Annotated in this window: 21 protein-coding genes; 3 read left to right on the top strand and 18 right to left on the bottom strand. The window is 68.1% G+C overall.

The genetic code is table 11. The annotated features are described in order from the left end of the window. From H6717_16345 to H6717_16355, 3 genes are all read right to left on the bottom strand, one after another. Window positions 1–1326 carry a 2-hydroxyacyl-CoA dehydratase gene (locus H6717_16345; protein MCB9578598.1) on the bottom strand — a complete coding sequence of 442 codons (1326 nt, stop codon included), beginning with the start codon at window positions 1324–1326 and terminating at the stop codon, window positions 1–3. Then, window positions 1323–2420, bottom strand: coding sequence for a 2-hydroxyacyl-CoA dehydratase (locus H6717_16350; protein MCB9578599.1), 1098 nt, complete (start codon window positions 2418–2420; stop codon window positions 1323–1325). Before H6717_16350 ends, H6717_16345 begins: the two co-directional genes overlap by 4 nt. Window positions 2421–2504: 84 nt before the next feature. Beyond that, complete coding sequence (locus H6717_16355) at window positions 2505–3230, bottom strand: hypothetical protein (protein MCB9578600.1); 726 nt, start codon at window positions 3228–3230, stop codon at window positions 2505–2507. A 179-nt stretch (window positions 3231–3409) separates the two neighbouring features. Here H6717_16355 and H6717_16360 point away from each other — a divergent pair, with 179 nt between their 5' ends. Both H6717_16360 and H6717_16365 read left to right on the top strand, forming a co-directional pair. Further along, window positions 3410–4702, top strand: coding sequence for a radical SAM protein (locus H6717_16360; GenBank protein ID MCB9578601.1), 1293 nt, complete (start codon window positions 3410–3412; stop codon window positions 4700–4702). Continuing rightward, complete coding sequence (locus tag H6717_16365; protein MCB9578602.1) at window positions 4699–5160, top strand: hypothetical protein; 462 nt, start codon at window positions 4699–4701, stop codon at window positions 5158–5160. The genes H6717_16360 and H6717_16365 overlap by 4 nt, the downstream gene beginning before the upstream one ends. 44 nt (window positions 5161–5204) lie before the next feature. Here H6717_16365 and metH read toward each other — a convergent pair whose 3' ends face one another. The 15 genes from metH to H6717_16440 form a co-directional block, all read right to left on the bottom strand. Continuing rightward, the gene (gene metH, locus H6717_16370; GenBank protein MCB9578603.1) at window positions 5205–8963 is read right to left on the bottom strand and encodes a methionine synthase; all 3759 of its coding nucleotides are present in this window, start codon (window positions 8961–8963) and stop codon (window positions 5205–5207) included. Further along, on the bottom strand, window positions 8960–9910 hold the full coding sequence (locus H6717_16375) for a metalloregulator ArsR/SmtB family transcription factor (GenBank protein MCB9578604.1): 951 nt from the start codon (window positions 9908–9910) through the stop codon (window positions 8960–8962). The genes metH and H6717_16375 overlap by 4 nt, the downstream gene beginning before the upstream one ends. A gap of 51 nt (window positions 9911–9961) precedes the next feature. Then, window positions 9962–10411: a PaaI family thioesterase gene (locus tag H6717_16380; GenBank protein ID MCB9578605.1), complete on the bottom strand. Its 450-nt coding sequence runs from the start codon at window positions 10409–10411 to the stop codon at window positions 9962–9964. A 33-nt stretch (window positions 10412–10444) separates the two neighbouring features. Next, on the bottom strand, window positions 10445–10828 hold the full coding sequence (locus H6717_16385) for a hypothetical protein (GenBank protein ID MCB9578606.1): 384 nt from the start codon (window positions 10826–10828) through the stop codon (window positions 10445–10447). Further along, window positions 10825–12057 carry a UDP-N-acetylmuramyl-tripeptide synthetase gene (murE, locus tag H6717_16390; GenBank protein MCB9578607.1) on the bottom strand — a complete coding sequence of 411 codons (1233 nt, stop codon included), beginning with the start codon at window positions 12055–12057 and terminating at the stop codon, window positions 10825–10827. Before murE ends, H6717_16385 begins: the two co-directional genes overlap by 4 nt. Further along, on the bottom strand, window positions 12054–14042 hold the full coding sequence (locus tag H6717_16395; protein ID MCB9578608.1) for a serine/threonine protein kinase: 1989 nt from the start codon (window positions 14040–14042) through the stop codon (window positions 12054–12056). The genes murE and H6717_16395 overlap by 4 nt, the downstream gene beginning before the upstream one ends. A 64-nt stretch (window positions 14043–14106) precedes the next feature. Further along, window positions 14107–15201: a DUF2786 domain-containing protein gene (locus tag H6717_16400; protein MCB9578609.1), complete on the bottom strand. Its 1095-nt coding sequence runs from the start codon at window positions 15199–15201 to the stop codon at window positions 14107–14109. 8 nt (window positions 15202–15209) lie between these two features. Beyond that, window positions 15210–16028, bottom strand: coding sequence for a hypothetical protein (locus H6717_16405; protein MCB9578610.1), 819 nt, complete (start codon window positions 16026–16028; stop codon window positions 15210–15212). Then, a complete protein-coding gene (locus H6717_16410; GenBank protein MCB9578611.1) occupies window positions 16025–16366 on the bottom strand; it encodes a hypothetical protein in 342 nt (113 codons plus the stop codon). Before H6717_16410 ends, H6717_16405 begins: the two co-directional genes overlap by 4 nt. Window positions 16367–16443: 77 nt before the next feature. Continuing rightward, complete coding sequence (locus tag H6717_16415) at window positions 16444–17076, bottom strand: tetratricopeptide repeat protein (GenBank protein ID MCB9578612.1); 633 nt, start codon at window positions 17074–17076, stop codon at window positions 16444–16446. A gap of 16 nt (window positions 17077–17092) precedes the next feature. Then, window positions 17093–18307, bottom strand: a complete 1215-nt coding sequence (locus tag H6717_16420; GenBank protein MCB9578613.1) for a hypothetical protein — start codon at window positions 18305–18307, stop codon at window positions 17093–17095. Continuing rightward, window positions 18304–20430 (bottom strand): urea transporter, encoded by a 2127-nt coding sequence (locus H6717_16425; protein ID MCB9578614.1) that lies wholly within the window; start codon window positions 20428–20430, stop codon window positions 18304–18306. Before H6717_16425 ends, H6717_16420 begins: the two co-directional genes overlap by 4 nt. After that, a complete protein-coding gene (locus tag H6717_16430) occupies window positions 20415–21758 on the bottom strand; it encodes a diaminopimelate decarboxylase (protein ID MCB9578615.1) in 1344 nt (447 codons plus the stop codon). Before H6717_16430 ends, H6717_16425 begins: the two co-directional genes overlap by 16 nt. Beyond that, on the bottom strand, window positions 21755–22825 hold the full coding sequence (locus tag H6717_16435; GenBank protein ID MCB9578616.1) for an ATP-grasp domain-containing protein: 1071 nt from the start codon (window positions 22823–22825) through the stop codon (window positions 21755–21757). The genes H6717_16430 and H6717_16435 overlap by 4 nt, the downstream gene beginning before the upstream one ends. Then, window positions 22825–23073 carry an HPr-rel-A system PqqD family peptide chaperone gene (locus H6717_16440; protein ID MCB9578617.1) on the bottom strand — a complete coding sequence of 83 codons (249 nt, stop codon included), beginning with the start codon at window positions 23071–23073 and terminating at the stop codon, window positions 22825–22827. Before H6717_16440 ends, H6717_16435 begins: the two co-directional genes overlap by 1 nt. A 265-nt stretch (window positions 23074–23338) precedes the next feature. Between H6717_16440 and H6717_16445 the strand changes: the two genes are divergently transcribed. Then, complete coding sequence (locus tag H6717_16445) at window positions 23339–24598, top strand: S1 RNA-binding domain-containing protein (protein ID MCB9578618.1); 1260 nt, start codon at window positions 23339–23341, stop codon at window positions 24596–24598.

Raw genomic sequence — 24598 nt, forward strand, 5'->3', positions numbered from 1 at the left:
TCACACCTCCAGCATCTCGAGGAAGGCGTCGATGCGACTCTTGGCCTGCTCCTCACCGAAGGCGCGGGGGTCGTTGTGGTCCGCTTCCAGGAGCAGCGCCGGCACGCCGGCCTCCTTGGCCAGGCGATCGCGCTGATCGATCTGGCCGATGGAGTACGGCTTGCAGCTGCGGTCCGAGTGCAGCACCACGCCGTCCGCCTGGAAGTCCTTCACCATTCGCTTCATCACGCTGAGCTTGTGACCGCTGCTACGGTTCAAGATCGGATACAGGTACACGCGCGCAGCACTCGAGAGGGGCCGCTCCGGATCGACCAGATCGCTGAGCTCGCCCCAGGCGTTGGTGTAGGTGCTGGTGACCATCGCCACGCCGCGTTCCGCCAGGATTTCCCCCAGCCAGCGCACCCGCGGCCAGATCGGCAGGTTGTCCCACACCAGGCGCTTCTTCTCGTGCTTGAGGGCGCCCACGCCGCGCAGCGCGCGATTGCTGAGCTCCTCCAGCAGGGCCGCGTAGTACTCCACGGTGAAGTCCTCGCCGCGCATCTCCACGATCGGCGCCATGTGGATGAATTCGTCGAAGGCCGTGATGGGCGACGGGCGCGACTGGCCGATCTCGATGATCCGGCGCCAGAGCTCCGTGGCCTGCTTGCTCTTGCGCGTGACCTCCTTGAGCTTCTTCTCCGAGAGCGAATGCCCGGCAACACGCTCGGCGACCTCCACCGCGGCCTCGAGCTGCTTTTCCACGAAGGCCACGTCGTGGGCGTTGGCCTCGCCGTACAAGAACGGCGTGTCGATGATGACGAGGGGCACGTTGAAGTGCTTGGCCAGCACGCGGTACCAGAGCAGCACCGTCTGACAGATGTTGGTGCACGCCACGAGCAGGTCCGGCGGGGGCAAGCGCCCTACCGGCGTCTTGCCGCTGAGCACGGCGCCGATGTCCGTGCGCGCGTAGGAGCAGATGTCCCGGGAGTAGCCGGCGTTCTCGGCTTCGATCGAGATCTCCTCGGCCTTGCGACGAATGCCACACACGGCGCCGTGGTTCTCGGGATACAGCGGAAAGAAACCGAGGGCGGTGAACAGCTCCACGGGAGCACCGGAGGTGACCCACGCCACCTTGTGGTGCCCGCTCACGTAGCGGCCCTTGAGGTAGTGACGACTGATCAGCTCCTTGAGCCGCGGCGAAACCGCGAGCGGCGCCTCCAGGTGCTCGTGCTTCCAGAAGCCGGGCTTCTTCATCTGGCGTTCGAGCTTCAGGCGCTGCCAGCGCAAAACCGCCTGCCCGGCAACGGTGGCTCCCGCGTGATAGCGCATGGTGTTCGCGAAGCTCATGGCACGCTCTCCAGCAAGGCTTCCACCCGCGTCACGGCTTGGGCGGGCAGCGCCTCGGTGACGTCTGCCTCCACCACGATGGAGCGCAGGCCCGCCTGGTCCAGGGCGGCGCGGAGCTGCGGCAGGTAGAACAGCTCCGGCTCGCAGAACTTCACCACGTGGAACAGCACCGCGCGGGCGCCGCTCCGAGTGGCGAGCTCCGTGAGGTGACGCACGCGCTCGTCGACGTCACTGCCGCGGGTGGAGTCGGGCGCCGCGCCCATCAGTCGCTGGGCCATGCGGCGGAAGGGATCCGGGCTCGAGCCCGCGGGATAGCTGCGGCGGCCGGAGCAGGCCAGGTCGTCCCCCACCACCACGGCGCCCGCGCCGCTGATGGCGTCGAGGATCTCCGAAGGCTCCGGCACGATGCCCGAGAGCACCACGCCCACGCCCTTGCGCTCGCCGTGGGCCACCGCGAGAGCGTCCTTCACGCGCCCGCTGAAGTCTTCCGCCGGCAAGTATTCGCGCGCGCGCACCAGTCGGTAGAACGTGCGGTCGTCGACGTCGAAGCGGCGCCGCGCCGCGAGCAGCTCCGCGAGCGCAGCGTCGGCGCGTTCCTCGCGTTCGATGGCGATGCGAAGCGTCGCGTCGTCGGGGCGCCTGCCGGTGATCTCCGCCAGCCGCTCGTAGAGGCGCGCGAGCTCCGCTGCCAAGAAGTCGATGCTCGGCCCGAGAGGCCCGCGGGGCAGGTACTGCGTGAGCACCGGACGCCCCGCGTCCACGAAATCCGAGAGCACGCTGCCGAGGCCCTGCAGCGAATCGCAGGCGTGCGGCACCAGCACCAGATCCGTGTCGTCGAGACCGCCGGAGAGCAGGAACGCGAGCCCGCCCCGGGCGATGCTGCAGGTGTACGCCTGCAAGTGCGCGTCCCCCAAGGTGGTGTCCGTGCCCGGCGGCCCCCACACCTCCATGGGCAGCACGTCGAAGGCGCGCAAGAGCTCTCGGCTGTAGAAGATGGGGTACACCGCCGCGATGCGTCCACCGCGCGCCTTCTCGTCGCGGACGGTCGCCTTGCGCGTCGGCAGCCCCTCGATGAGCGTCCGAACCTCTTCCATCTCGACAAGCGTAGTCCTCGGGCGCTCGCGGTCGCAGCCGCTGTTCGAGCGCACATGCGCGCGCTCATGTGCTGCCGCTAGAAGTCAGCAGGCGGGGCAGCTGCAGTGAATGGCGGATCCGTCGTCGAATTCGCCGCAGATGTCGAAGCCCCCGGTGCACAGCGTCTGGCCCAGACAGCTGCAGTCCGCCGCGCAGCCTTGGGCCGGCGTCACGCAGTGGTGAGTCGACAGCTGCGCGTCGTACACCACGCACGCCGTCCCCGAAGGACACGAGAAGCAATCCGGCACCGACGCGCACTGAGTCATCGGCACACACTCTCCCCAACAGCCACCCACCACCCGGGGCAGCTGCCCAGCGGGACACGTGGGCGGAATCGCGTTGCAGAACACCTTGGACCCGTCGCAGTCGTAGCCGAGAATGCACTGTCCCGCGATGCAGCGCGCTTGGTCGATCTGCCGAGACGTGCACTCGTCCACCAAGCACTCTTGGATCTGGCAGCTCGGCAGCTGAACCTTGCCCTTGGGTCCGGCAACGCAGTCGCAGCACGAGCTTCCGAGCGCGCAGTCCGCATCCGTGGTGCACTCGCCCGCCACGGGTCCGGTGCCGGCTTGGCCCCCGGTCGCTCCCTGGCCACCGCTGCCGCCGGTCGCGCCTCCGCTGCCGCCGGTCGCGCCCTGCCCTCCGCCGCTGCCTCCGGCGCCGCTGCCTCCGGTACCCCCGACGCCTGCGTCCGTCGTGCCGCCATCGTTCGTCGAGCCGCCACAGCCCGCCATCAGCACCACCGCCGCCACCAGGAAGATCCGTCTCATGCGCGTGCCATCAGCAATCCACGTGCCGCATCTCGAAGCAAAGATCACCGGGCTCCGGCCGTGGTGTCACTCCCGGAGGTGGCACAAACCCTGACAGCCATTTCCGGGTTTTGTTGGTCCGGCGCGAGCCCCGGCGCGTTTCGCCGGCCGGCCCTCCACGTCTGAGCTACGGTAACGCCATGTCCGAGCGGGGGCCCGATCCGTTGAGCGCGCCGGAGCGCGCCGCGCTCATGGAGCAGAAGCTCCGGCGCCTGCCCGTCGCGCCGCAGTCGCCGCCGAGCCTCCGTCGCTTGCCCTTGGCCGACGCCGCTCGCGACGTCGATCGCGCCTGGCGGCCCATCTACTGCGTGTGGGAGATCACCCTGGCCTGCGACCTCGCGTGTCGGCACTGCGGTTCCCGCGCGGGCCATGCGCGACAGGACGAGCTCTCGACGGAGGAGTGTCTCGACGTCGTGCGTCAGCTCGCCGAGCTCGGCGTGCAGGAGATCACGCTCATCGGCGGTGAGGCGTACCTGCGCGAGGACTGGGTCGAGATCGTGGCGGCCATCCGCAAGCACGGGATGATCGCGACCATGACCACCGGAGGCCGCGGCATCACGGCGGAGCGCGCCCGCGCCGCCGCGGACGCCGGGCTGCAGCGCGTGAGCGTGTCCATCGACGGCGCGGAGGCCACCCACGACCGCCTGCGCGGAGTGCCGGGCTCTCATCGCGCTGCGGTCGAGGCGCTCGCTCACCTGCAGGACGCCGGCCTGCGGCTGTCGGCGAACACGCAGATCAACCGCTTGAGCATGCCGGAGCTTCCGGAGGTGCTCGAGACCATCGCCGGGGCGGGCGCCAGCTCCTGGCAGATCCAGATCACGGTGCCCATGGGCCGCGCCGCGGACGAGCCGGAGGTGTTGCTCCAGCCCTACGATCTGCTCGAGCTGTTCCCCATGCTCGGTCGCCTCAAGCAACGGGGGGACGAGCTCGGGGTGATGCTCTGGCCGGGAAACAACATCGGCTACTTTGGTCCCTTCGAGTCGACGCTCAAGGGAACCATGCCGGGGGGGCACGGCGGCTCTTGTGGAGCGGGGCGCAACTTGATCGCCGTGGAAGCGGACGGCGCCATCAAGGGCTGCCCGTCGCTACCTACCCGAGACTGGACCGGCGGAAACGTGCGGGACGCGTCGCTCCTGGACGTGTGGGAGCGCGCCACGGCCCTGCGTTATACCCGGGACCGCACGGTCGAAGATCTGTGGGGATACTGTCGCACCTGCTACTACGCCGACGAGTGCCGCGCCGGCTGTACTTGGACGAGCTTTACGACCTTCGGCAAGGCGGGTAATAATCCCTACTGTCATCACCGAGCGTTGATGATGCAGCGGGCGGGCAAACGAGAACGCCTCGTGAAGCGCAGCGAGGCTCCCGGGGAGCCTTTCGACTACGGCCGTTTCGATCTGATCGTGGAAGACGCGAAAGGAACCTCTGAATGAAGCACCTCGTCCCCTGTCCCCAGTGCGCTTGCCACGTGCGAGCCGACGAGACGACGTGTCCCTTTTGCAGCGCCGAGCTCGATCTCTCGAGCGCTCCTGCCCCGCGCATGCCGGATCGTCGCTTGAACCGCGCCGCCCTGTGGACCTTCAGCGCCACCCTGGCGGCAGGCCTCGCGGCGACGTCCTGCGGCAGCAGCGACAGCAGTGGCAGCGGCGGCAGTGGCAACTCGGCGGGGCAAGCCGGTAGCGGCGGCTCGGCGGGCAGCGGCGGCGTGGCCGGCAGTGGTGGCATGGCGGGCATGGCCGGCGGCGCCGGCGTGGGCAACAGCGGCGGCGTGTACGGCGGTCCGCCCGACGCCGGGCAGGCCGGCCAGGGCGGCAGCGGCAACTTCAGCGGCGCCTACGGCGCGCCGGCAGACGCCGGCAGCGGACAGAGCGGCGCGGGCGGCGGGAACTGAGTCCGGGGCGCGACGGGAATCGCGCCGGACCAACATGAAAGCGATCAGCGAGCGGCGATGCGGCTTCGGAGGCGCTCCACCTCTGCGGTCAAGATCGCCTGGCTGACGCGACCCTCGTCCTCTGGATCGTAGCCCAGGTTCGGCGCGAGCCAGCGCTCCGCCTCTTCCATCTTCATGCCCTTGCGCTTGGCGTAGTCCGTCACCTGGTCCCGCCCGATGCGGCCCACGTTGAAGTAACGCGCCTTGGGGTGTGACAGGTACAGGCCGCTGACGCTGGCCGGCGGAATCATGGCGAAGCCCTCGGTGTAGGTGATGCCGGCGCGCTCGGGCTGGAGCAGGCGGAAGAGCTTCTCCTTTTCCGTGTGATCCGGACACGCGGGATAGCCGAAGGCCGGGCGGATGCCGCGGAAATCTTCGTGCAGGATTTGCTGCATGCTCAGGCGCTCTTCCGCGCCGTAGCCCCACTCGCGGCGCACGCGCTGGTGGAGCTCTTCGGCGAAGGCCTCCGCCAGGCGATCGGCCAACGCCTTGACCATGATGGAGTCGTAGTCGTCGTTGTCCGCTTCGAACTTCTTCGACAGCTCCACCTCGCCCAGGCCCGCGGTCACCGCGAAGGCTCCAACGTAGTCCACCAGGCCCGAGCCCACGGGCGCCACGAAGTCCGCCAAAGAGCGGCAGGGTCCGTCGTCGTGCTTCGCCTGCTGGCGCAGCATGTTGAAGCGCGCGATCTCCTGCTTCTGGCTCTCGTCGGAGAACAACACGATGTCGTCACCCTCGGACGCCGCGGGCCAGAAGCCGTACACGGCGTTGGCCCGCAGCAGCTTGTCGTCGATGATCTGGCGGAGCAATGTCTTGGCGTTGTCGTACAGGTCCCGCGCCGCGGCGCCGTACTCCGGGTGCTCCAGAATGCGCGGGAACTTCCCGCGCAGCTCCCAGGCGGCGAAGAAGAAGGTCCAGTCGATGTACTCCACCAGATCCCCGAGGGGCTGATCTTCCACCAGGCGCGTGCCCACGAACTCCGGCTTCTGGATGTCCTCCGCGCGCCACTCGATGCGCGCGTGGCGTCCCCGCGCCTGCTCCAAGGAGACCAGCGGCGTGCGCTGTTTGTTGGCGTGGATGGTGCGGAGCTTCTTCTGCTCGGCCAGGTTGCTCTCCGCGAAGGTCTTGCGGCCTTCCGTGTCGAGCAGGGAGGAGACGACGTTCACCGCGCGCGATGCATCGAGCACGTGAGCCACGATGCCGGAGTACGCCGGAGCGATCTTCACGGCGGTGTGCTGGCGGCTGGTGGTGGCACCACCGATGAGCAGCGGGAGCTTCATCCCTTGGCGCTCCATCTCCTTGGCCACGAACACCATTTCGTCGAGGCTGGGGGTGATGAGCCCGCTGAGGCCCACGATGTCGGCATCTTGCTCCACGGCGGTGCGCAAGATCTTGTCCATCGGCACCATCACGCCGAGATCGACGACCTCGTAGTTGTTGCAGCCGAGCACCACGCCCACGATGTTCTTGCCAATGTCGTGCACGTCGCCCTTCACGGTGGCCATCACGACCTTGCCGTTGGCTTTGCCCTTCTGACCGCTGGCCTCCTTCTCGGCCTCCATGAAGGGCTCGAGGTAGGCCACGCCCTTTTTCATCACGCGAGCGCTCTTCACCACCTGGGGCAAGAACATCTTGCCGGCGCCGAACAGGTCGCCCACCACGGCCATGCCGGCCATCATCGGCCCTTCGATCACCAACAGGGGCGCCCCGAGCTCCACTCGCGCCTCTTCGGCATCCTTCTCGATGAAATCCACGATGCCGTGGACCAACGCGTGCTTGATGCGCTCCGTGACGCTGGCCTCGCGCCAGGAGAGATCCACCTCGGCCTTCTTGCCGCTGTCCTTCACCCGCTCCGCCAGCTCCACCATGCGCTCGGTGGCGTCCGCTCGACGGTCGAAGAGCACGTCCTCCACGCGCTCGAGCAGCTCCTTTTCGATGTCTTCGTACACCACGAGCTGACCGGCGTTGACGATGCCCATGTCCATCCCGGCCTTGATGGCGTGGTACAGGAACACCGAGTGGAAGGCCTCGCGCACCTTGTCGTTGCCGCGGAACGAGAAGGACAGATTGCTGACACCGCCGCTGATCTTGGCTCCGGGCAACTCGGCCTTGATGCGCTTGGCGGCTTCGATGAACGCAATGCCGAAGCGATTGTGCCCTTCGATGCCGGTGGCCACGGCGAAGATGTTGGGATCGAAGATGATGTCCGTGGGCGCAAAGCCTGCGGTCTCGGTCAACAGGCCGTAGGCGCGCTTTGCGATGGCGAGCTTTCGCTCCGCGGTCTCTGCTTGGCCTTCTTCGTCGAAGCCCATGACCACCACGCCGGCGCCGTAGCGGCGCACCTTCTTGGCCTTCTCCAGGAAGTCGGCCTCGCCCTCCTTCAGGCTGATGGAATTGACGATGCCCTTGCCCTGCACGCACTTGAGGCCCGCCTCGATCACGCTCCACTTGGAGCTGTCGATCATGATGGGCACCTTGGCGATTTCCGGCTCGCTGGCGACCAGGTTCATGAACGTGGTCATCGCCTGCTCGGAATCGAGCATGGCCTCGTCCATGTTCACGTCGATCACGTTGGCGCCGTTGCGCACCTGCTGCACGGCCACCTCGAGGGCGGTGGTGTAGTCCCCAGCCTTGATCAGATTGGCGAAGCGCCGGCTGCCGGTGACGTTCGTGCGCTCGCCCACCATGATGAAGTTGGAGTCGTCGTCGATGGTCAGGGTCTCGAGCCCCGCGAACTGCGAGACCTGCTTCGGCTCGGGGATGCGCCGGGGCTCGACGCCCTGCACGGCTTCGGCGATGGCTTGGATGTGCGGCGGCGTGGTGCCGCAGCAGCCGCCCACGATGTTCACCAGCTGATCCCGCGCGAACTCTCCGAGCAGGGAACCGGTGTCCGACGGCATTTCGTCGTACTCACCGAAGGCGTTGGGCAGACCGGCGTTCGGGTAGCAGGAAGAGAGCACCGGCGCGATACGCGAGAGCTCCTCCATGTACGGACGCATCTCGCGAGCGCCGAGCGCACAGTTGATACCCACGGACAGCGGCCGTGCATGCGCCACGCTGGTCCAGAAAGCATCCAGGGTCTGCCCGGAGAGGGTACGCCCGCTGCGATCCGTCACGGTCACGCTGAGCATCAGCGGCAAGCGAACGCCCTTTTCCTCGAACACGTCCTCGATGGCGTAGATGCACGCCTTCAAGTTCAAGGTGTCGATCACCGTCTCTGCCAGGATCAGATCCACGCCGCCGTCCACCAGGCCGCGCACCTGCTCAGCGTAGGCGTCGCGCATCTGGTCGAAGGTCACGGCGCGGTAGCCTGGATCCTCCACCCGAGGGGACATGCTGAGCATGCGGTTCGTGGGTCCGATGGCGCCGGCCACGAGCCGCGGCTTGTCCGGCGTCTTGTCGCTCCAGCGCGCGGCCACGCGCTTGGCCAGCCGCGCCGACTCCACGTTCATGTCGTAGACGGCGTCTTCCAGATGGTAGTCCGCCTGGGCGATGCGCGTGCTGCTGAAGGTGTTGGTCTCCACGATGTCCGCGCCCGCGGTGAAGTAGGCGTCGTGGATCTTCTCCACCACGTCCGGCCGGGTGAGGGAGATGATGTCGTTGTTGCCGCGGAGCTCGCTCTGGTGCTTGGCAAAGCGCTTGCCGCGGAAGTCGGCTTCCTCGAGCTTCTCCGCCTGGATCGCGGTGCCCATGGCGCCGTCGATCACGAGGATGCGTCGCGCCGCAGTGGTTCGGATCAGCTGTTCGACATTTCGCTCGGTCATTTCTTGTTTCCGTTTCCGCTCTTGTCGGCAAAGGCCGTGACGACCTCGAAGTAGGGCTTCTTCCGCTCGCGGCTGGTGACGCCGCAGCTCAGCACGGAGAACCCCGCGGCTTTCAGCCAACGCTCCAGTGCTTTCGGGGCAAACCCGGGGCGAACGTGGCCGTAGGCGCGGGTCACCGCCTCGTGGGCGTGCTCCGCCAGGGTGATCAGCACCAAGGTGCCCCCCGGTCGCAACACCCGCGCTGCCTCGGAGATCACGCGCTCCGGCTGGTCGCTGTAGGTCAGGGCGTTGGAGCACAGCACCTGATCGAAGCTCGAAGGATCGAAGGGCAGCGCGTGCATGTCCGCCTGGACGCAACGCGCCGAGGCGTCCCCCGCGAAGCGGCGGCGCGCCGCTTCGATCAGACGCTCGCTCTTGTCGACGCAGGTGATGCTGCGGGCGCGGCTCGCCAGGAGCTGCGCGATGGCGCCGTCTCCCGAGCCCAGATCCAACACCTCTCCCAGAGTCAGGAATCCGAGCAAGCCGCGAGCCGTCGCTTCCCAGGTGCGCCCGGGGGAGTAGTGCCGCTCCATCTGGCCAGCGATGGTGTCGGGCCAACCGTTGCCCTGATCGCGAGCACGCCGAAGCTCCTCGGCCCGGGCGCGGTCGGCGTCGATCACGGCGTCGTCCAAATCGGCGCGCACCAGATGCCAAACGCGGCGCGCCTCGTCCGGCATCGCCGCTTCGTTCAAGGCATAGAACGTGGAGGCACCCATTCTTCGATCCCGAAGCAGGCCCGCCTCCCGCAGGCGGCCGAGGTGCGTGGAGACGCGGGACTGGGGCAGCTCGGTGATGGCGGTGAGCTCCGCCACCGTCTGCTCCTCGTCCGCGAGCAGGGCGAGGAGCCGCATACGGGTGGCATCCCCGAACAGGTGCAGAAGGCTCACGGTGGTGTCGACGCTGGACATTTCATCCGGCCATCAGGATGGACGGATGTATCCCACGCGCCACGAACCGGGTCAAGTCGGCTTCACGCCCACCGTTTCTCCCGCCAAAGCAGCCCCTCCCTCCAGGCACATCAGCCGCACCCGGCCGCTGGCCACCAGCCGCCCTTGCTCGTCGCGGACCGCCCCTTCCCACAGCTGCGCCCGCCGCCCCCGCTGCAGCGGCAGGGCGGTGCAGGTGAGCTTGCCCTCTCGCACCGCCCGCAAGAATGAAGTGTGATTCTCGATGCCCACCACGCTCTGACCCCGCGGCATGGCGTCGAGCGCAGCCCCCACGGAGCAGAGGGTCTCGATCAACCCCGAGAACACACCCCCATGGACGATACCGTAGGGCTGGTGGTGCTCGGGTCCCACGACCCACTCTCCCACCACCTCGTCGCGGTTCGCGCGCACGACTCGAAGGCCCATGGCGCGGTTGAAGCCCCCTGCCGATTCGTTGATGGCGTCTGCGAAGTTCTCGGTCATTGGGCGCAGCTTAGTGCCACGCCCTCGCGGTCGTCACTGCTCGCCGGTCGGCGGCGGCACCGGAGTGCCGGCTTCCCCGGTGGGCGGCACCCAACCCGCGGGAGGCTGGAATCCGGGGGGCGGCTGCCACCCCGCCGGCGGCTGCCAGCCCGCCGGAAATCCCGGCCACTGACCGGGCTGCGCCGTGGGCTGACCGGGCGCGGGGGCTGGCTGCCCAGGCGCCGGCTGGACACCGGGCGGCGGCGCCGGCTGAGCGGCGACGGGAGCAGGCGCCGGGGCCGGCTGCGCCATGGGCTGCTGGCCAGGCGGCGGCGGTGGGGGCTGCTGACTGCGAGGAGGACCGCTTTCCACGTAGCAGCCGGTGGCGCACGCAGCGCCGATGGCGAGGGCCAAGAACTTCTCGCGATCGATCTTCATTTCGATTTCTCCTCGAAGCGAGCACGGCACGCAGAGAGCGCAATGCCCGTGTCCGAAAGCTCAACGGAGCGCCCGCCGATCACTTGCAGTCGCTCGTGTCCCTTGCCGCAGATCACCACGATATCATCCCGCTCCGCTTCGTGGATGGCGAGTCGAATGGCGCGCTCTCGATCCAGCTCGACCACGACACGAACCGTACGCTCGGCCCGCTCCGGACCTTCCTCCATTCCCGAGCGGATCTCCTCCACGATGGCCGCGGGCTCCTCGCCGCGGGGATTGTCGCTGGTCAAGACCAGGCCATCGGCGTGACGCGCTGCGACTCGCCCCATCTCCGGACGCTTGCCGCGATCCCGGTCACCCCCGCAGCCAAACACCGCCCACACTCGCCCCCCGCCGAGCGCCCGCGCCGCCTTCAGCACCTGGCCGAGAGCGTCCGGGGTGTGGGCGTAGTCGACCAGCACCATCGGAGATCGCCACACCACTTCCAGCCGACCGGGCACGCCCCCAAACGCGGCCAGCCCTGCCCGGATCGCCCTCGCCGGATAACCCGCAGCGTCCGCTGCCACCGCGGCCGCCAACGCGTTCTCCACGTTGAAGCGCCCGAGCGCCGCGATCGACAGCTCGCCCCCGAGCGCCTCCGCCAGGGGCGACGGCCCGAGCTTCACCCGCGTTCCTTCCGGCGTGGCCTGCACTTCCTCGGCGGCCAAGGCGACGCTCTCTTCGGGGAAGCCCGAGTTTGTCGGTCCGACGCGGAAGCCCGCGACCCGAACCCCCGGCGGAAGCACGTCCAGGAGCAGAACGCTCGCCGCGTCCTTCGCATTGAGCACGGCGACGCCATCCGCCGGCAGCGAGGTGAACAGCTGCGCCTTGGCCGCCAGGTAGTGCTCGGGGGACTCGTGATAGTCGAAGTGATCGCGCGTCAGGTTGGTGAACACCGCGACGTTCGCTGGCCAATGGCGGGCGAAGCCGTCACGCAGCGCCTTGCTCGTGACCTCCAACGCGAGGGTACGCACCCCTGCGTCCAGGGCCGCGGCAACGGCGCCGAAGAACGCGTCCAGGTCCGTGGTGCTCGCGATTTGCCGGCCGTCGACCCATGACCCCAACGTCGTGACGCGCGCCGAGGGCTCCCCCGATTGGGCGACGATGGCGTCCACCATGCTCGTCGTGGTGGTCTTGCCGTTCGTCCCGGTGACGGCAATGGTGTAGAGCCGCCCTGCCGGTCCGGTCATGGGAAGGACGGCGCGGGAGTGCTCTCGGCGTGCTTGATCGCGGTGGACAGATCCGCCGACCCCCGGAGACACGAAAAGCAGTCCGAGAGCCCCAAGAACCCGCAGCCGCGGCGAGCCGACAGGCTCTTCAGCTTGCTGAGGGAGCGCGCGTCGGCGTCGGTGGCGGCGCGCTCCAGGATCGGTTTGTACGCCCCGCAGCCCTTGGCCTTGGCCAGGTCCAGCGCCACCAGCAGCGCCGGGGACGCCTTGGAGCGGAGCACGCCGCCTTCCAAGCGAGTCTTGGCCAGCTTGTTGATCTCGGGGTTGCCCTTGCTGCCCCGCGTGTCGAGGTACACGTCGTAGACCAGATCCGCACCTGTGGCGCCCAAAGCCTGCACCGCGAGATCCAGCGCGCGCTCGGCCTGCGCACTGGTCTCCGCCGCCTTGCGCACGTCACGCACGATGCCGCGATCCTTGGCCAAGGCGGGATCCAGGCCCAGCGCCTTGTCGTAGGCGCTCAAGCTCGGGCCCACGTGTCCGATGACGGACAGGCCACGACCGATGGCGCGCCATTCCCGAGCCGTGCGCTCCGTTTCCGGTCGCGCTTGGAGCTGGGCCAACGCTTGGCGATCGCCGGTTTCCGCCGCCTTGATCACCGGGGCGAGATCCGGCGCCGGCTCCTTCACGCCGCTGGCCGTTTGGGACGGGGTCGAGCCGCCGCGGGAGGCGACGGCGAGGACGACGATGAGCACGAACGCTCCCGCTGCGGCAATGAGCCCCGCGAGAGCGATGCCCCAGATCGGTACGCGCTGTCCGCCCAGATCCACGGTGCGGGCGAGGGCCGGCACCTTCTCGAACAACGGAGCGAGGGGGCTCTTTGCGGTGCGCAGGGCCGAGCCCGGCAGGCTGGTGGCCTCCGCCACCATCGGCGGGCGCTGCATGCTGAGCACGGTGTCGTTGAACTGCACGCCGCGATCCACGCTCGCGGGAGACGGCGTGCCCACGCTCGCGGGAGACGGCGTTGGCGAAAGCGCCGCCGGGTTGCCGAACAGTCCGTCGATCCAGGCGACGACGTCGCCGGCCGTTTGCGGGCGCGCGTCCGGATCCTTCGCCAGCATGCGAAACACGAGCTCGCTCACGGGCGCCGGCACGTCCGGGGGCAGCGGCGGCGGGTCCATGGTCATCTGCCGCGTCAGCACCACCACCAAGTCGTCGTCGTCGAAGGGAGTGTGACCGCCGAGCATTTCATAAGCGAGGATGCCGAGCGTGTAGATGTCCGCGCGAGAATCCACGGGCGTTCCCGTCGCTTGCTCCGGCGACATGTACTCGGGCGTACCGAACACGCTGCCCAGCTGCGTGAGCTGCTGAGAGGCGTCCCCGGTGCTGACTTTGGCGATGCCGAAATCCAGCACCTTGACGTAGTTTTCGTCCCCTTCGCGCTCGATCAACATGATGTTGTCGGGCTTGAGATCCCGATGCACCACGTCCGAGGCGTGGGCCGCGGACAGCGCATCCGCAATCTGGCGGGTGACGTGCAGCGCGAGCGGGACCGGCAGCCGCCCCTGCTCCTTGATCGCATCGCGCAGGCTCTTGCCTTCCACGAATTCGAGGACCAGGTAGAACGCGCCATCTTCCAGCTGACCGAAGTCCGTGGCCGCCGCCACGTGAGGGTGCTCGATGCGCGCGGCAGCGACGGCCTCCCGTTCGAACCGCGCCACCACCTCCGGCAAGTATGTCATCTCCCGGTGGAGCACCTTGACCGCGACGGCCTTGCGCATGTGCACGTGCTCGGCGCGGTACACCGCCCCCATGCCGCCGGTACCCAACAAGCGTTCCACGCGGTAGCGCTCGGCGAGCACGGTGCCGACCAGCGCCTCCTTGTCGGAGGCGTCCTCCTCCGCGGCGGCGCCACCCCGCACCACTCCGCTGGGGGCCGGAGAAGCGGCCTCGGCGGGATCGGTCGGGGAGTGCGCCTCGGAGGCGCGGTCGGGGGAGGTATCGCTCACGGAACTAACGTTGGACGGCTTCGGCCCTCATTGTCTTCGGCTCGCGAGCTGACGTCGAGCCGCGTCAGGAATCGCGCCGCCCCGGCAACAAATGCACGAATTTGCTAGCACCTTTGCGGACTCCGCGGTGGAGAACGATGTTTCGTCCGGCCTCTCGCCCGTGGGAAAACTCGTCCGTGCGCGCTCCGCCGCCGAACTGGGTGGTGCGCATCCGCGGGTGGCGAGCGCGGAGATAGCCGTAAAGCTCCGGATCCCCCACCCATACCAGTCCTTCCTGCTGGTTGCGCGTGCGCTCCTTCTTGAGCTTGTCCCGGAAGCCCGCCATCACGCCGGCCACGTAGGTGCGCCGAGCGGTGTTGCGCTTGATGCCGTTGTCGCGCTTGTACTCCTTCCACAAGCGCTCCGAGGTCTGCGTCAGGAACGTGTGCACGTACTCCGCGAGCTCCACGTTCTCGAGCGTGCCACACACCTCCAGCACGCTGCCGCGCTTGCCCTCGAGCGGCCGGAACGCCGGCACCCAGATGGCTTCTACGAAGAAGTGATCCGACAAGATCAACGCCAGGATGCGCGCGGCCTCGCCAACGCGACCGCTGGGCTCGCCCAGGTGACGAAAGGTGTAGGAGCCGCGGCGACCGTGAGCGATGGAGTCGATGTTGTGCTTGAGCATCAGGCGCTGCGCCGCGCTCATGGCCGCCTGGGCCTCGTGCACGTTGGAGCTCTGAGCCAAGGCCAGGAGCTTGGTGATGCGCTCGAGGACGCGGCCGTCGCTGGAGCTCGGGTCCACACCGTGGGGTGCGCCGGAAGCCCGCGCATCGAAGCCATGCCGCTTGCAGACCTCCTGGAACGCCGGGCCATGCGCCGGCTCACCGCGCAAGTTCAGCACCTCGTCCACGAATTGGTGAGCCATCTCGTGCTTGAGCACCTCCACCAGGGCGCCCCAGCCGTGCTCGACGAGCAGGCGCTTGGACAGCTCCAGCGTCCGGTGCTCGGAGTCCCACGCGCCCAAGCGCTCCGAGGTGTCGCTCAGGCGAAACACGGGGTGCTCGAGGCGCCAGCGAAAGAAGGTCCCATTCAGGTCGTTCCAGGTGTGACGAATCGCGAACAGCGTGGCGCGTTCGAGAGCTGCGGTGAAGGTGGGCTCGGGCTTGGGTTTGGGCATGGGCGGGGTCAGTCGGCGCAGAACCAGAGCTGGTTTCCGGCGAAGTCGAAGCTCACCTTGCGGCGGGCGAGAAAGCTCGTACCCACTGCGTCGAACACCGGAAACTTCACGGTCACGTCGCTCTCGCACCCCGCACCCACGCAGTAATGGGCGAGCGGCGCTGTGAACGCAACGCCGTCTTGGCAACCATTCACGGTGCACAGAGACGCCGACGTCTTGGGCGCGAGGGCGGCGGGGTCGAGGGCGGCGACGGTGCTCTGGGACAACAGCGAGAAGGTGGAGCCGGTGTCGATCACCACGTCCTTCTGCTCGAGCGGACCCACGGTGATGCTGGCGGTGGGGGAGCCATAGTCCGTCTGCCCCAGATCCACCACCGTTCCGGCGCAGGGGGCCGAGCCGTGGGCCAGGGTGACCGCTTGCCCGTGCTCCAGCGTGAGGTCGAAATCCCGAAGCGTGCTCATGCCCACGAAGCCGTTGGTGGCGCCGGCGTCCGGTGAGCTGAAGCGAGTATCCCAGGCGTAGATCTCCTCTCGCCGCAGGCACAGCTTCCCGATGCATATCTCCGGCGCCTTCATCAGCACCTGATCCGGTACGCCGAGGAGCGTGGAGGACAGCGTGGTCTTCTCGGCGCCGGTGTCCAGCAGGAGACGCACCAGCTTGCCCCCCACGCGGGCCTCCACCACCGGAGTCTGGTCCGTGGAAACCACGGGAACGGTGACCGAAGTCGAGCCACACAGCTGACGCTCGCCGCCCAGGGGACGACACGTGACTTCTTCGGCGGAGGCCGAAGAGCACGCCGTCAGCATCAAGCACGCGGCGAATCTCATTCGTCCACGAGCTCGCAGCGCACCGTCGCGTGAAAGGTGTACGACGGTGATCCGCGAAAGGTGACGACCTCTTCCGTCTTGCCCGGCGCCACGCGCACCGACAGGGGATCCGGATTGACGTCCGTCTTCACCACGCACGCGGCGGTCTTGTCGCAGCCGTCGTGGATACTGACGATGTGATCGTAGCCATAGGCTCCATATTGCGCCCGCGCGCGCACCTTGATGCAGGCGGGCAGCGCCGCGGGCTCTGCCGGCTCCGCCGGTGCAACGCCGGAGGTCGCGGCGAGGGCGAGCCCCACGCCGGCGGCGACCAGACCGCGTCTCAGAACGACGACCATGTGGAGACTCTGCAGCCCCGCCCTTCGGGCCGCAAGGTCAGAGCCGCGGGGCCGTGCTCGAAGCCTCCAAAATCGCGCTACGGCAGCGCCATGCCTTGGCGCGCGTTCGGGTTGTCCGGCGAGACCGCCAACACCTCAGCGAAGATCTTTTTCGCCTCGCCGGCGCGCCCCATCCGGGCCAACGCCCAACCGAGCCCCGTCTGATGATCGAGCTCCGCGGGGTAGTCGCGCACCAGCTTGCGGTACACCGTCGCGCTGTCCGGATAGTTGCCGATGGAATAGTAGGCATGCGCCAAGCGCGCGCGGGCCACGGCGTTCTGTGCGTCCAGCTTCAGCACGTCGCGACAGGCCTTCTCGAGCGGGCGCCACTTCTTCTGTGCCAAGAGCGGCAAGGTGAGCCCGAGCCGCGCCTCGATCGAGTCCGGCTTGCTCTTGATGGCTGCTCGATACGCCGCTTCGGATTCGCCGAAGCGCCCCGCGAGGTAGGCGAGCCAGCCCTGGCGCGCGGACACGAAGTACGTTGCGCCGCTCTTGGTCTGTATCTTCTTCATAGCGTCGAGCGCGGCGGTCGCCTTGCCCTTGGCCTCCTCGCGGTAAGACGTCCGATACAGGTCTTGGACCTCCTGCGAAGCGTCGGATCGCGCGACGGCGGGCAGGAGCACGACCAGCGCCATGAGCGCGAGGGATGCGAAGGTGCGGCGGGCGGTCATCGGTCTTCTCCTTTGCTCATTCGACGGGTGGGCTCAGGCGCAAGCCCAGAGCGGCACCGAAGTAGGTCGTGTCGCCGTCCGCGGTTTCGAGACGGTGCACCTCGGCGTTGATCCCAAGGGCGGTCGCTTCGGACACGCCGAACATCAGCGTCAGCGTGCCGCCGTAGCGCACGTCGCCGTCCACGCCGAGCACGCTCGGAATCGTGACCGCGACGGGCCAGCGCGCCCGCCCCACACGGCCGCTCAGGTAAAGCTCCGCGGGATCCGCGAACAGCGACAGCCCGGCCTCGGCCGCCCAGGCGCCGCCCGCGGCATCGTGCGTGAAGCGCGCTCCGGCGTTGGCAGCAACGCTTCGAGACATCCAGGCGTAGCCCGCTGGGGCCAGCTGATACCCCGCCTCGCCTCGGAAGCCGAGCACGGCCTGCTCCATGCTGACGCCGACGCGCTCACCCAGTCGAAGCCGCGCGGCTTGTCCGAACAGCGTGGGCTGATCCGTGCTCGGCATCCACAGCCCCAAGGCTTCGACGCCGAGCCACGTCGCCTCCACGCCTCCGCCGGCCCACAGCTCGTGGCGATTCTCGCCCACGCTCTTGGTCTGCGAGCGTCCGCCCTGGAAGCCGGGACCCGTGTCCGTGCTTTGCTCGACCCAGTAGCCTTGAAAACGGTAGGCCGCGCGCAGCCGAAGGTGCTGCGACGGGCGCAGACGCAAGTGGGCGAAGCCGAGTGCGCCCGTCGTCCGCTGCGGTTCCGCGACGGAATAACCCCCAATCCAAAATTCGAGATCGAAGGGATGGGTCCGACACAGGGACAGCCCCCTTCGGGCCTCCGAGTATCTTGGATTGATGGTCAGCGCGGCGCGGAAGCTCGCGCGAGCCGCTTCCACGTCCCCCGCATGGAGCTCGATGAATCCACGCCGCGCGTGCGTCGCGGCCAGCCCCTGCGTCGCCTCGGGGCCGGCCCCGTCCATGCTCCGAGCGCGCTGGTAGAGGCGCTCTGCCGCATCGAGATCTCCCAGCCGGAAGGACAGCCAGGCGAGGCGCACGGTGACCTCGTAGCCGGCCGCCTCCGGGCTCCACGCCGCAGCCAATATCTCCCGGGCGCGCTGCACGTTGCCGTCGTTTTCGGCTTGGACGGAGGCGTCCCAGGCCCCCGCTCTCGCGTCGACCTCGCGATCGCTCGGCAGGCTGAAGCCCAGCGTCATGGCCAGCGCGATGAGCAGCGGCGCACTCACGCGGGCTCCTCCTCGGCGTGGGCGTCCGCGGGGCGCAGCGAAAACTTTGCCTCATGGCGTCCGTAGCGCACCTCGACGCGGTGAACGGAGTCCCCGAGGGAAAGGTCGACGCGGCTCGAAAAGCGCGGGCTCTTTCCTTCGATCACCACCGAGCCCGGTTCGCGACGGAAGGTGTAGGCGACGCGCGTGCTGCCCACGTTGGGGGCGAAGACCGCCATGAAGTCCGCGATGGCGCGCCGGTAGCCGGAGAGCAGCAAGCGACCTGGCAGCTCTTCCTCCCAAGACAGCGCGTCGGCCTGATCGAAGGGCACGCGCGCCAGCGCGATGAGCAAGAAGCGCAGCATGGAGCTGGCGCGGCCGGCGAAGTTCACGACCACGAAGCCGCCGTCGTAGGGATCGATGGTGAGCGCGGCATGTCGGGAACGAAGCAAGCGACGACCGAGGAGATCCAGCTCCACCCGGGCGACTTCCCGTTGTCCGCCCTCGTCGACCAGCTCCCAGGCGGAGCCGGGCACGAACGCCAGCACGCGGGCCAAGGCTTCGTCCCGCATCACGGGACGCACGAGCTGCCCCTCTTGCGGGATCACGCGGGTGCTCAGGCAAAAGCCATCGTCGCCGTGGCTCACGACGTCACCGAAGTCGGACGGCATCGTGGGACTGCCGAGCTCCGGCAGGCGCTGTAGCTGGAAGTGCAGGTGCGGCTCTGGAGAACGACCGGAGTTGCCGCAGCGGGCGATCTCCGTGCCCGGCGTGACCACCTCCCCGGGGCGTACCCGGATGCTCGAAGGCTGCAGGTGGGCGTAGAGGGAATACAGGCCCACGCCGTGCGCAACCACGATGGCGTTGCCCCAGTTGTCGTGGGTGTTGACCTCGCCGGGGGGATTGTCGTCGATGCCGTCGTGCACGCTCACCACGGTGCCCAGGCCTGCCGCCAGCACCGGCAAGCCGTAGCAGTGGTAGTCCCGCAGCGTGGCGCCGTCGCGACCGAAGGTCTTGCCCTCGTTGTTCTTCACCTCGAAGTCGAGACCGTGTCGCCACAAGCCCTTGTGGGTGTACTGACCATCGTACCCTTGGGTGACGGTCCACTCTCCGCGGAAGGGCAGCCGGAAGGGCAACCACGCGACGTCGCCGAATCGGCGCACGCGCATGAGATGACTGGCCAGCGCTTCCTCTGGTCGATCCATGGGGATGGTGGACCGCGGTCGCGTATCCGCCTCGCGGCGGCGCGACGCCGTGAGCACCAAATGTGTGGTCACCACGAAGGGCAGCGACAGCACCGGCAAGAACGCAATGCCCGCCGCCGGCGCGAGGGCATAGGCGAGCAACGAGGAGATGGCGGCGCCCACGGCGGCGAGCAGGAGCGACGCCGGCTGCGGCACGAACCAGACGCCGCCCAGCGCCATGGCGGTGAGCACCGCGTTGAAGGACGCCAGCACGTCCACCAGCGAGGGCTCCATGTCCGCTCGCAGGAGCAGGCGCATCAGCGCCGCCACCAGCCCGCCAATCAGCGCCAGCAGCAGAGATATGCGGCTGTGCCAGGCGATGGCCGCCAGCACCAAGGCGCCAGCCAGTCCCCCGCTCAAGAACAAGAGCGACGCCGGAACGTCCAGCCACGAAGGCGCCAGTATGGACGCCGGCAAGAAGGACGCCGGAGCGGCGAGCTCCAGCATGGCGTCCGAGGCCGGCAAGCTGCGCGCGCCGAGATGGACGATCCAAGCGCTGGCGATGAAGGGCAAGGAGTGGGTGGGTAGCGCCACGCTGGAGAACACCGCTTCGAAGGAGGCACTGAGCAGCACCGCGAGCACGGCCGCGAAGAACACCAACACCAGCGGGTGCCCGCCCCCGGGAGCGAAGATGGCCAGCGCCAAGGTCGAGAGGATGGCGGTGGTCGCGCCGGTTCCTTCGCGCACGACGCGAGCACCGAGACCGAACACCCAGGCCGTGAGGTGACCCACGACCAGTGCACCCAGGGTAGCGAGCGCGAGCCGGGGCACCGTGGCGATGGCGAGGAACACCAAGAGTCCCGGCCCCACGCCGCGAGCGAACACGATCTGAGCGTAGGGCCGGAGCAGAAGCTCCAGCGCCACCGTGATCCGGCTCTCTTGGCTCAGCTCCTGAGCCACGCTGGCACCACTTCTTGGGCGAGCAGCGTGTCGACGGTTTCGGCTTTGCGGATCAAGCCGTGCTCACCTCGCGAGGAAACCATGACGACGTTCGGTCGCTCCGTGATGAACTGCATCCACTGCGTGACGTTGTAGGCGCCAACGTGTCCAATCACGACGCGATCTCCCGACTCCATGGGCGGGAACAGGATTCCGTCTCGGACGACGTCGATGTTCATGCACAGCGGCCCAAAGAAGACCGAAGGCTCGGCCACGCCGTGGGAATCCTGGGCGGGGTGGACGTCGTGCCGGTACCACCAAGCCGTGGGCAAGATGTTCACTCCCGCGTCGAGGATCACCGCGCGCCGGCCGTCCACCAGACGTTTGGAGCCGATCACGGTGGAGAGCAGCACGGCGGCGTCGTCCACCAGCGCGCGACCGGTCTCGAGCACGACGCGGGGCGCCGGCTCGCCGTCGAGCCCTTCCTCGAGGCCCGCGGCGAGCTTCTCCACGTATTGCCCCAGAGAAGGCGTGATTTCCTCACCGGGCAGGTACTGCTGGTGCAGGGTGTTGTGGGACGCGAAGCCGCCACCGAAGTCCAACGTCTGGATGCGGACCCCGTGCTCCCGCGCCAGGGCGCGGGCGAAGCGACCCAGGGCGCGCGCCTCCAGGCGATAGGCATCTGGGTCGAGAATGAACGTGCCGATGTGACAGTGCAGGGAGTCCAGCACCAGGCGCGCCCCTCTCTCGATGCGGCGCACGGCCTGCATGGCGCTGCCGTTCTCCACGTTGAAGCCAAAGCGATCCCAGCTGGGGACCGGCAGCTCGGCGAGATTGACGCGGATGCCCACGGTCGGCTGGATGCCGAGACGCGCCGCCACCTGTTCCGCGAGGGCGAGCTCGTCCAGGTGGTCGATGTTCACGTGGACACCTTCCTGGAAGGCCCGCTCCAGATCGCGCGCCGTCTTGGATGGGCCGTTGAACACGATCTGCGAGCCTGGGACTCCGGTCCGGAAGGCCTTCTCCATCTCTTGGCCGGACACCACCTCGGCCCAGGCGCCTTCGCGATGGAAGACGCGGCACACGCTCTCCAGGTAGTTCGTCTTGTAGGACCAGGCGATGGTGAACTGGGGGAAGCGCCGCGCCAGCTGGTCCCGCAGCTCCCGCACGCGATCTTGCAGGATGCGCTCGGAGAACACGAACAGCGGCGAGCCGTAGGTCGACATCAGGTCCGCCACCCGAGCACCTTCGAACTCCGTGACCGCCCGCGGCGTGGTGACGGCGCCGAACTTGCTACGGCCACCCATCGCGTGGCGGACGATGACCGGCCTCTCGTAACGCGGCTTCATGGGACCTCCGGGCCGAGCTCGGCCATGCCAGTGGAAGCGATGTGCCCGAAGCGGGAAAGCTCCGCGATCTGGTCCATCGAGATGCGCACGAACATCGTGCCGACGCGATAGCCGGACATCTTCGCGACGGGCTCGCCCATGGCGAGCTTCACGCACGCGAGCGGCAAGTTCTGCCCCGCGGCCGTCGCCAGGTAGACCCAGGCAGGAAAGCGAGGATTCACCTCGGCGACGTACAAGGTGCCCCCCTCCGACTCCTTGATCAGCTCCACCTCGAGGCCGCCGCGCCAAGACAACGCGCCAACGACCTTCTCCGTGACGTCGAGCAGGCGAGCGTCGTCGATGGTGACGCCGGCCCAACCTTTCCCCTTCTCCGTCAGGGCCATCTTGCGCATCGCAACGGCTCCGACGGTGTTCCCGTTCCCGTCTCCCAGCCCGGCAACGTTGTACTCCTCGCCCTTCACGAAGCGCTGGACCACGACTGGCAGACCCCAGGAAGCGACGAAATGGTGGAACGCTTGCACGGCGTCCGCTTCGCTGTAGGCGATGGTCGCGCCGTAGAAGACTCCCTTGATCACGATGGGCAGGCCGAAGCGCGACACGAGGCGCGGAAGAGCCGCAGCGCTGCTCACCGCCTCCGACTCCGGAACCAAGAACCCGGCGCGCTTTCCCAGCTCCGGCAGCCGCGACTTGGACACCTGGTCCACCGACTCGATGCGCGGAACGAGGCTTGCGATCTGGCTCTTTTGAAGGGCTTCCTCGAGCATCGCCACGGCCCTGAGCTCGGAGTCCAGGGTGGGCAGCAGCACGTCCAGACCGAAGCGCTCCTTGACCTCCAGAATCCGACTCAGCACCGCCTCGCGACCGGATGACGGGAACGGGAGGATCGCCGCGGCGTCGAGCAGTCCCTCGGAGTAGAAGCCCGGATCCAGCGCGTCGTAGCCCAGCCCGATGACGCGCCCGGCGAACTCGGGCGCAGCGCGCAACGAGCGCGCCACGGCAACACCTGGCGCGGGATTGTCCGTCGCGTTCATGCCGGTGATGGCGACCGCACAGCTGATGCCGGACATCAGCCTGCCAGCCCTTGTTCGGCGAGACGAGCGAGAAAGTCGTCCACGTCGCGTGCCACGTCCTCGCTGCCGTCCATTTCCATCTCGTCGCGCAGGCGCTTGACGATGGCGTCGGTGCTCTGCCCCTCCTTCAACGCGGAGAGCACGATCAATCCGGCGGCGTTGACGGTGAAGGTGTGGCCCGTCACGGGATCGAAGACGAAGCCGGAATCACTGAGCGCGAGCTGACGCAACCGCGAGACGTCCATGCAAGCGAATCAGCAACTTCCGTACCCGGAACGGTGGACAGAGCAGCAATTCCGCAGTTCTTGCAGGCGCCGGACGCAGCGTCCGATGACCCGGAGCTTGGGCAGCGACAATGCGCCGCAGGGGACCGCCGCGCTTGCGCAATCCGTGCGCCAGGATCGGGGTCACAGCGCAAGGGGCGACAGGAAATGCCCTCGAATTCGCCCGTATCGTCGACGCTTTCTTGGCTCTTGCTCCCGCCGGGACCAATGGCATGCTTCGCGCCCCATGAGCAAAGACGACTTCGCCTCGTTGATGGAGGCATCGGTCAAGAGCGGCTCGAGCAGAGCAACGCGGCGCCTGCACAACGGCGATGTGGTCGAGGGCACGATCATCCAGATCGCAGCGGACGCCATCTTCGTGGACATCGGCACACCAGGTGATGCACGCATCGACCGCTCGGAGCTCGAGGATCGCTCGGGCAACGTCACGGTGAAAGTCGGAGACCCACTGCGAGCGACCGTGGTCAGCGCGAACAGCGAAGGTCCGGTGCTCACACTGGCGATGGGACGCGGCACGAGCCTGGACCTGACGCAGCTGCAAGCAGCACGCGAAGGCGGCGTGCCAGTAAGCGGCAAGGTCACCAAGGCCGTGAAGGGCGGGCTCGAGCTCGAGATCGGCGGCGTGCGCGCGTTCTGTCCGGCATCGCAGGTGGAGATCGGCTACGCCGCGGATCTCGGAGTGTGGGAAGGCCAAGAGATCGAGGTCAAGGTCATCGAGATCAAAGACGGGGGGCGTTCGGTCGTCGTTTCTCGCCGCGCGCTGTTGGAAGACGAACGCCAGCGTCTGGCGGAAGCGATGAGCGGACAGCTCGTGCCCGGCGCGGATCTCACGGGCACCGTGCGAGCCACTCAGAAGCACGGTGTGATCGTGGACGTGGGTGGCGTGGACGGGTTCGTGCACGTGTCGGAGCTCGCCCACCGGCGGGTGGAGAGTCCGGAGGACGTCGTCAGCGTGGGAGACACGGTGGAGGTCCGCGTGGTGTCGCTGGAAAAGACCGACAAGGGCCTCCGGCTGCGCCTCAGCATGAAGGCGCGCATCGCTGCCGAGGAGCGGGCTCGCGCCGCCAAGGACGAGGTACTGGCCGGCCGCGTGTCGGGTCATGTCAACGGTGGCGTGTTGGTGACCACGTCCAAGGGCGACGGCCTGGTGCCCCTCAGGGAGCTCGGGCTACCACCAGGCGCCGACCACCGGCGAGCCTTCCCAGTGGGCAAGGAAGCCGACGTCGTGCTTCTGGAGCGCGACCCGAACGGTCGCCAACGCTTCAGCATGACCGGGGTCTCCCGGGTGCAGGAGCGTCAGAACTATCGCGACTTCGCCCAGTCGCCGGCGGGCGGCGGCTCCATGGGCAGCCTCGGGGATCTGCTTCGGGAAAAGCTCAACTTGCCCGCAGAGCGCTCGGCCGAGAGCGAGCCGCAGGAAAAGACCGAAGAGCCGACCGCCGTCTCCGGGGAGCCGCGCCCGGGCATCGTTCGGCGCAAGCGCTGA

The sequence above is a fragment of the Polyangiaceae bacterium genome, assembly GCA_020633235.1.
Classification (GTDB): Bacteria; Myxococcota_A; Polyangia; order Polyangiales; family Polyangiaceae; genus JACKEA01.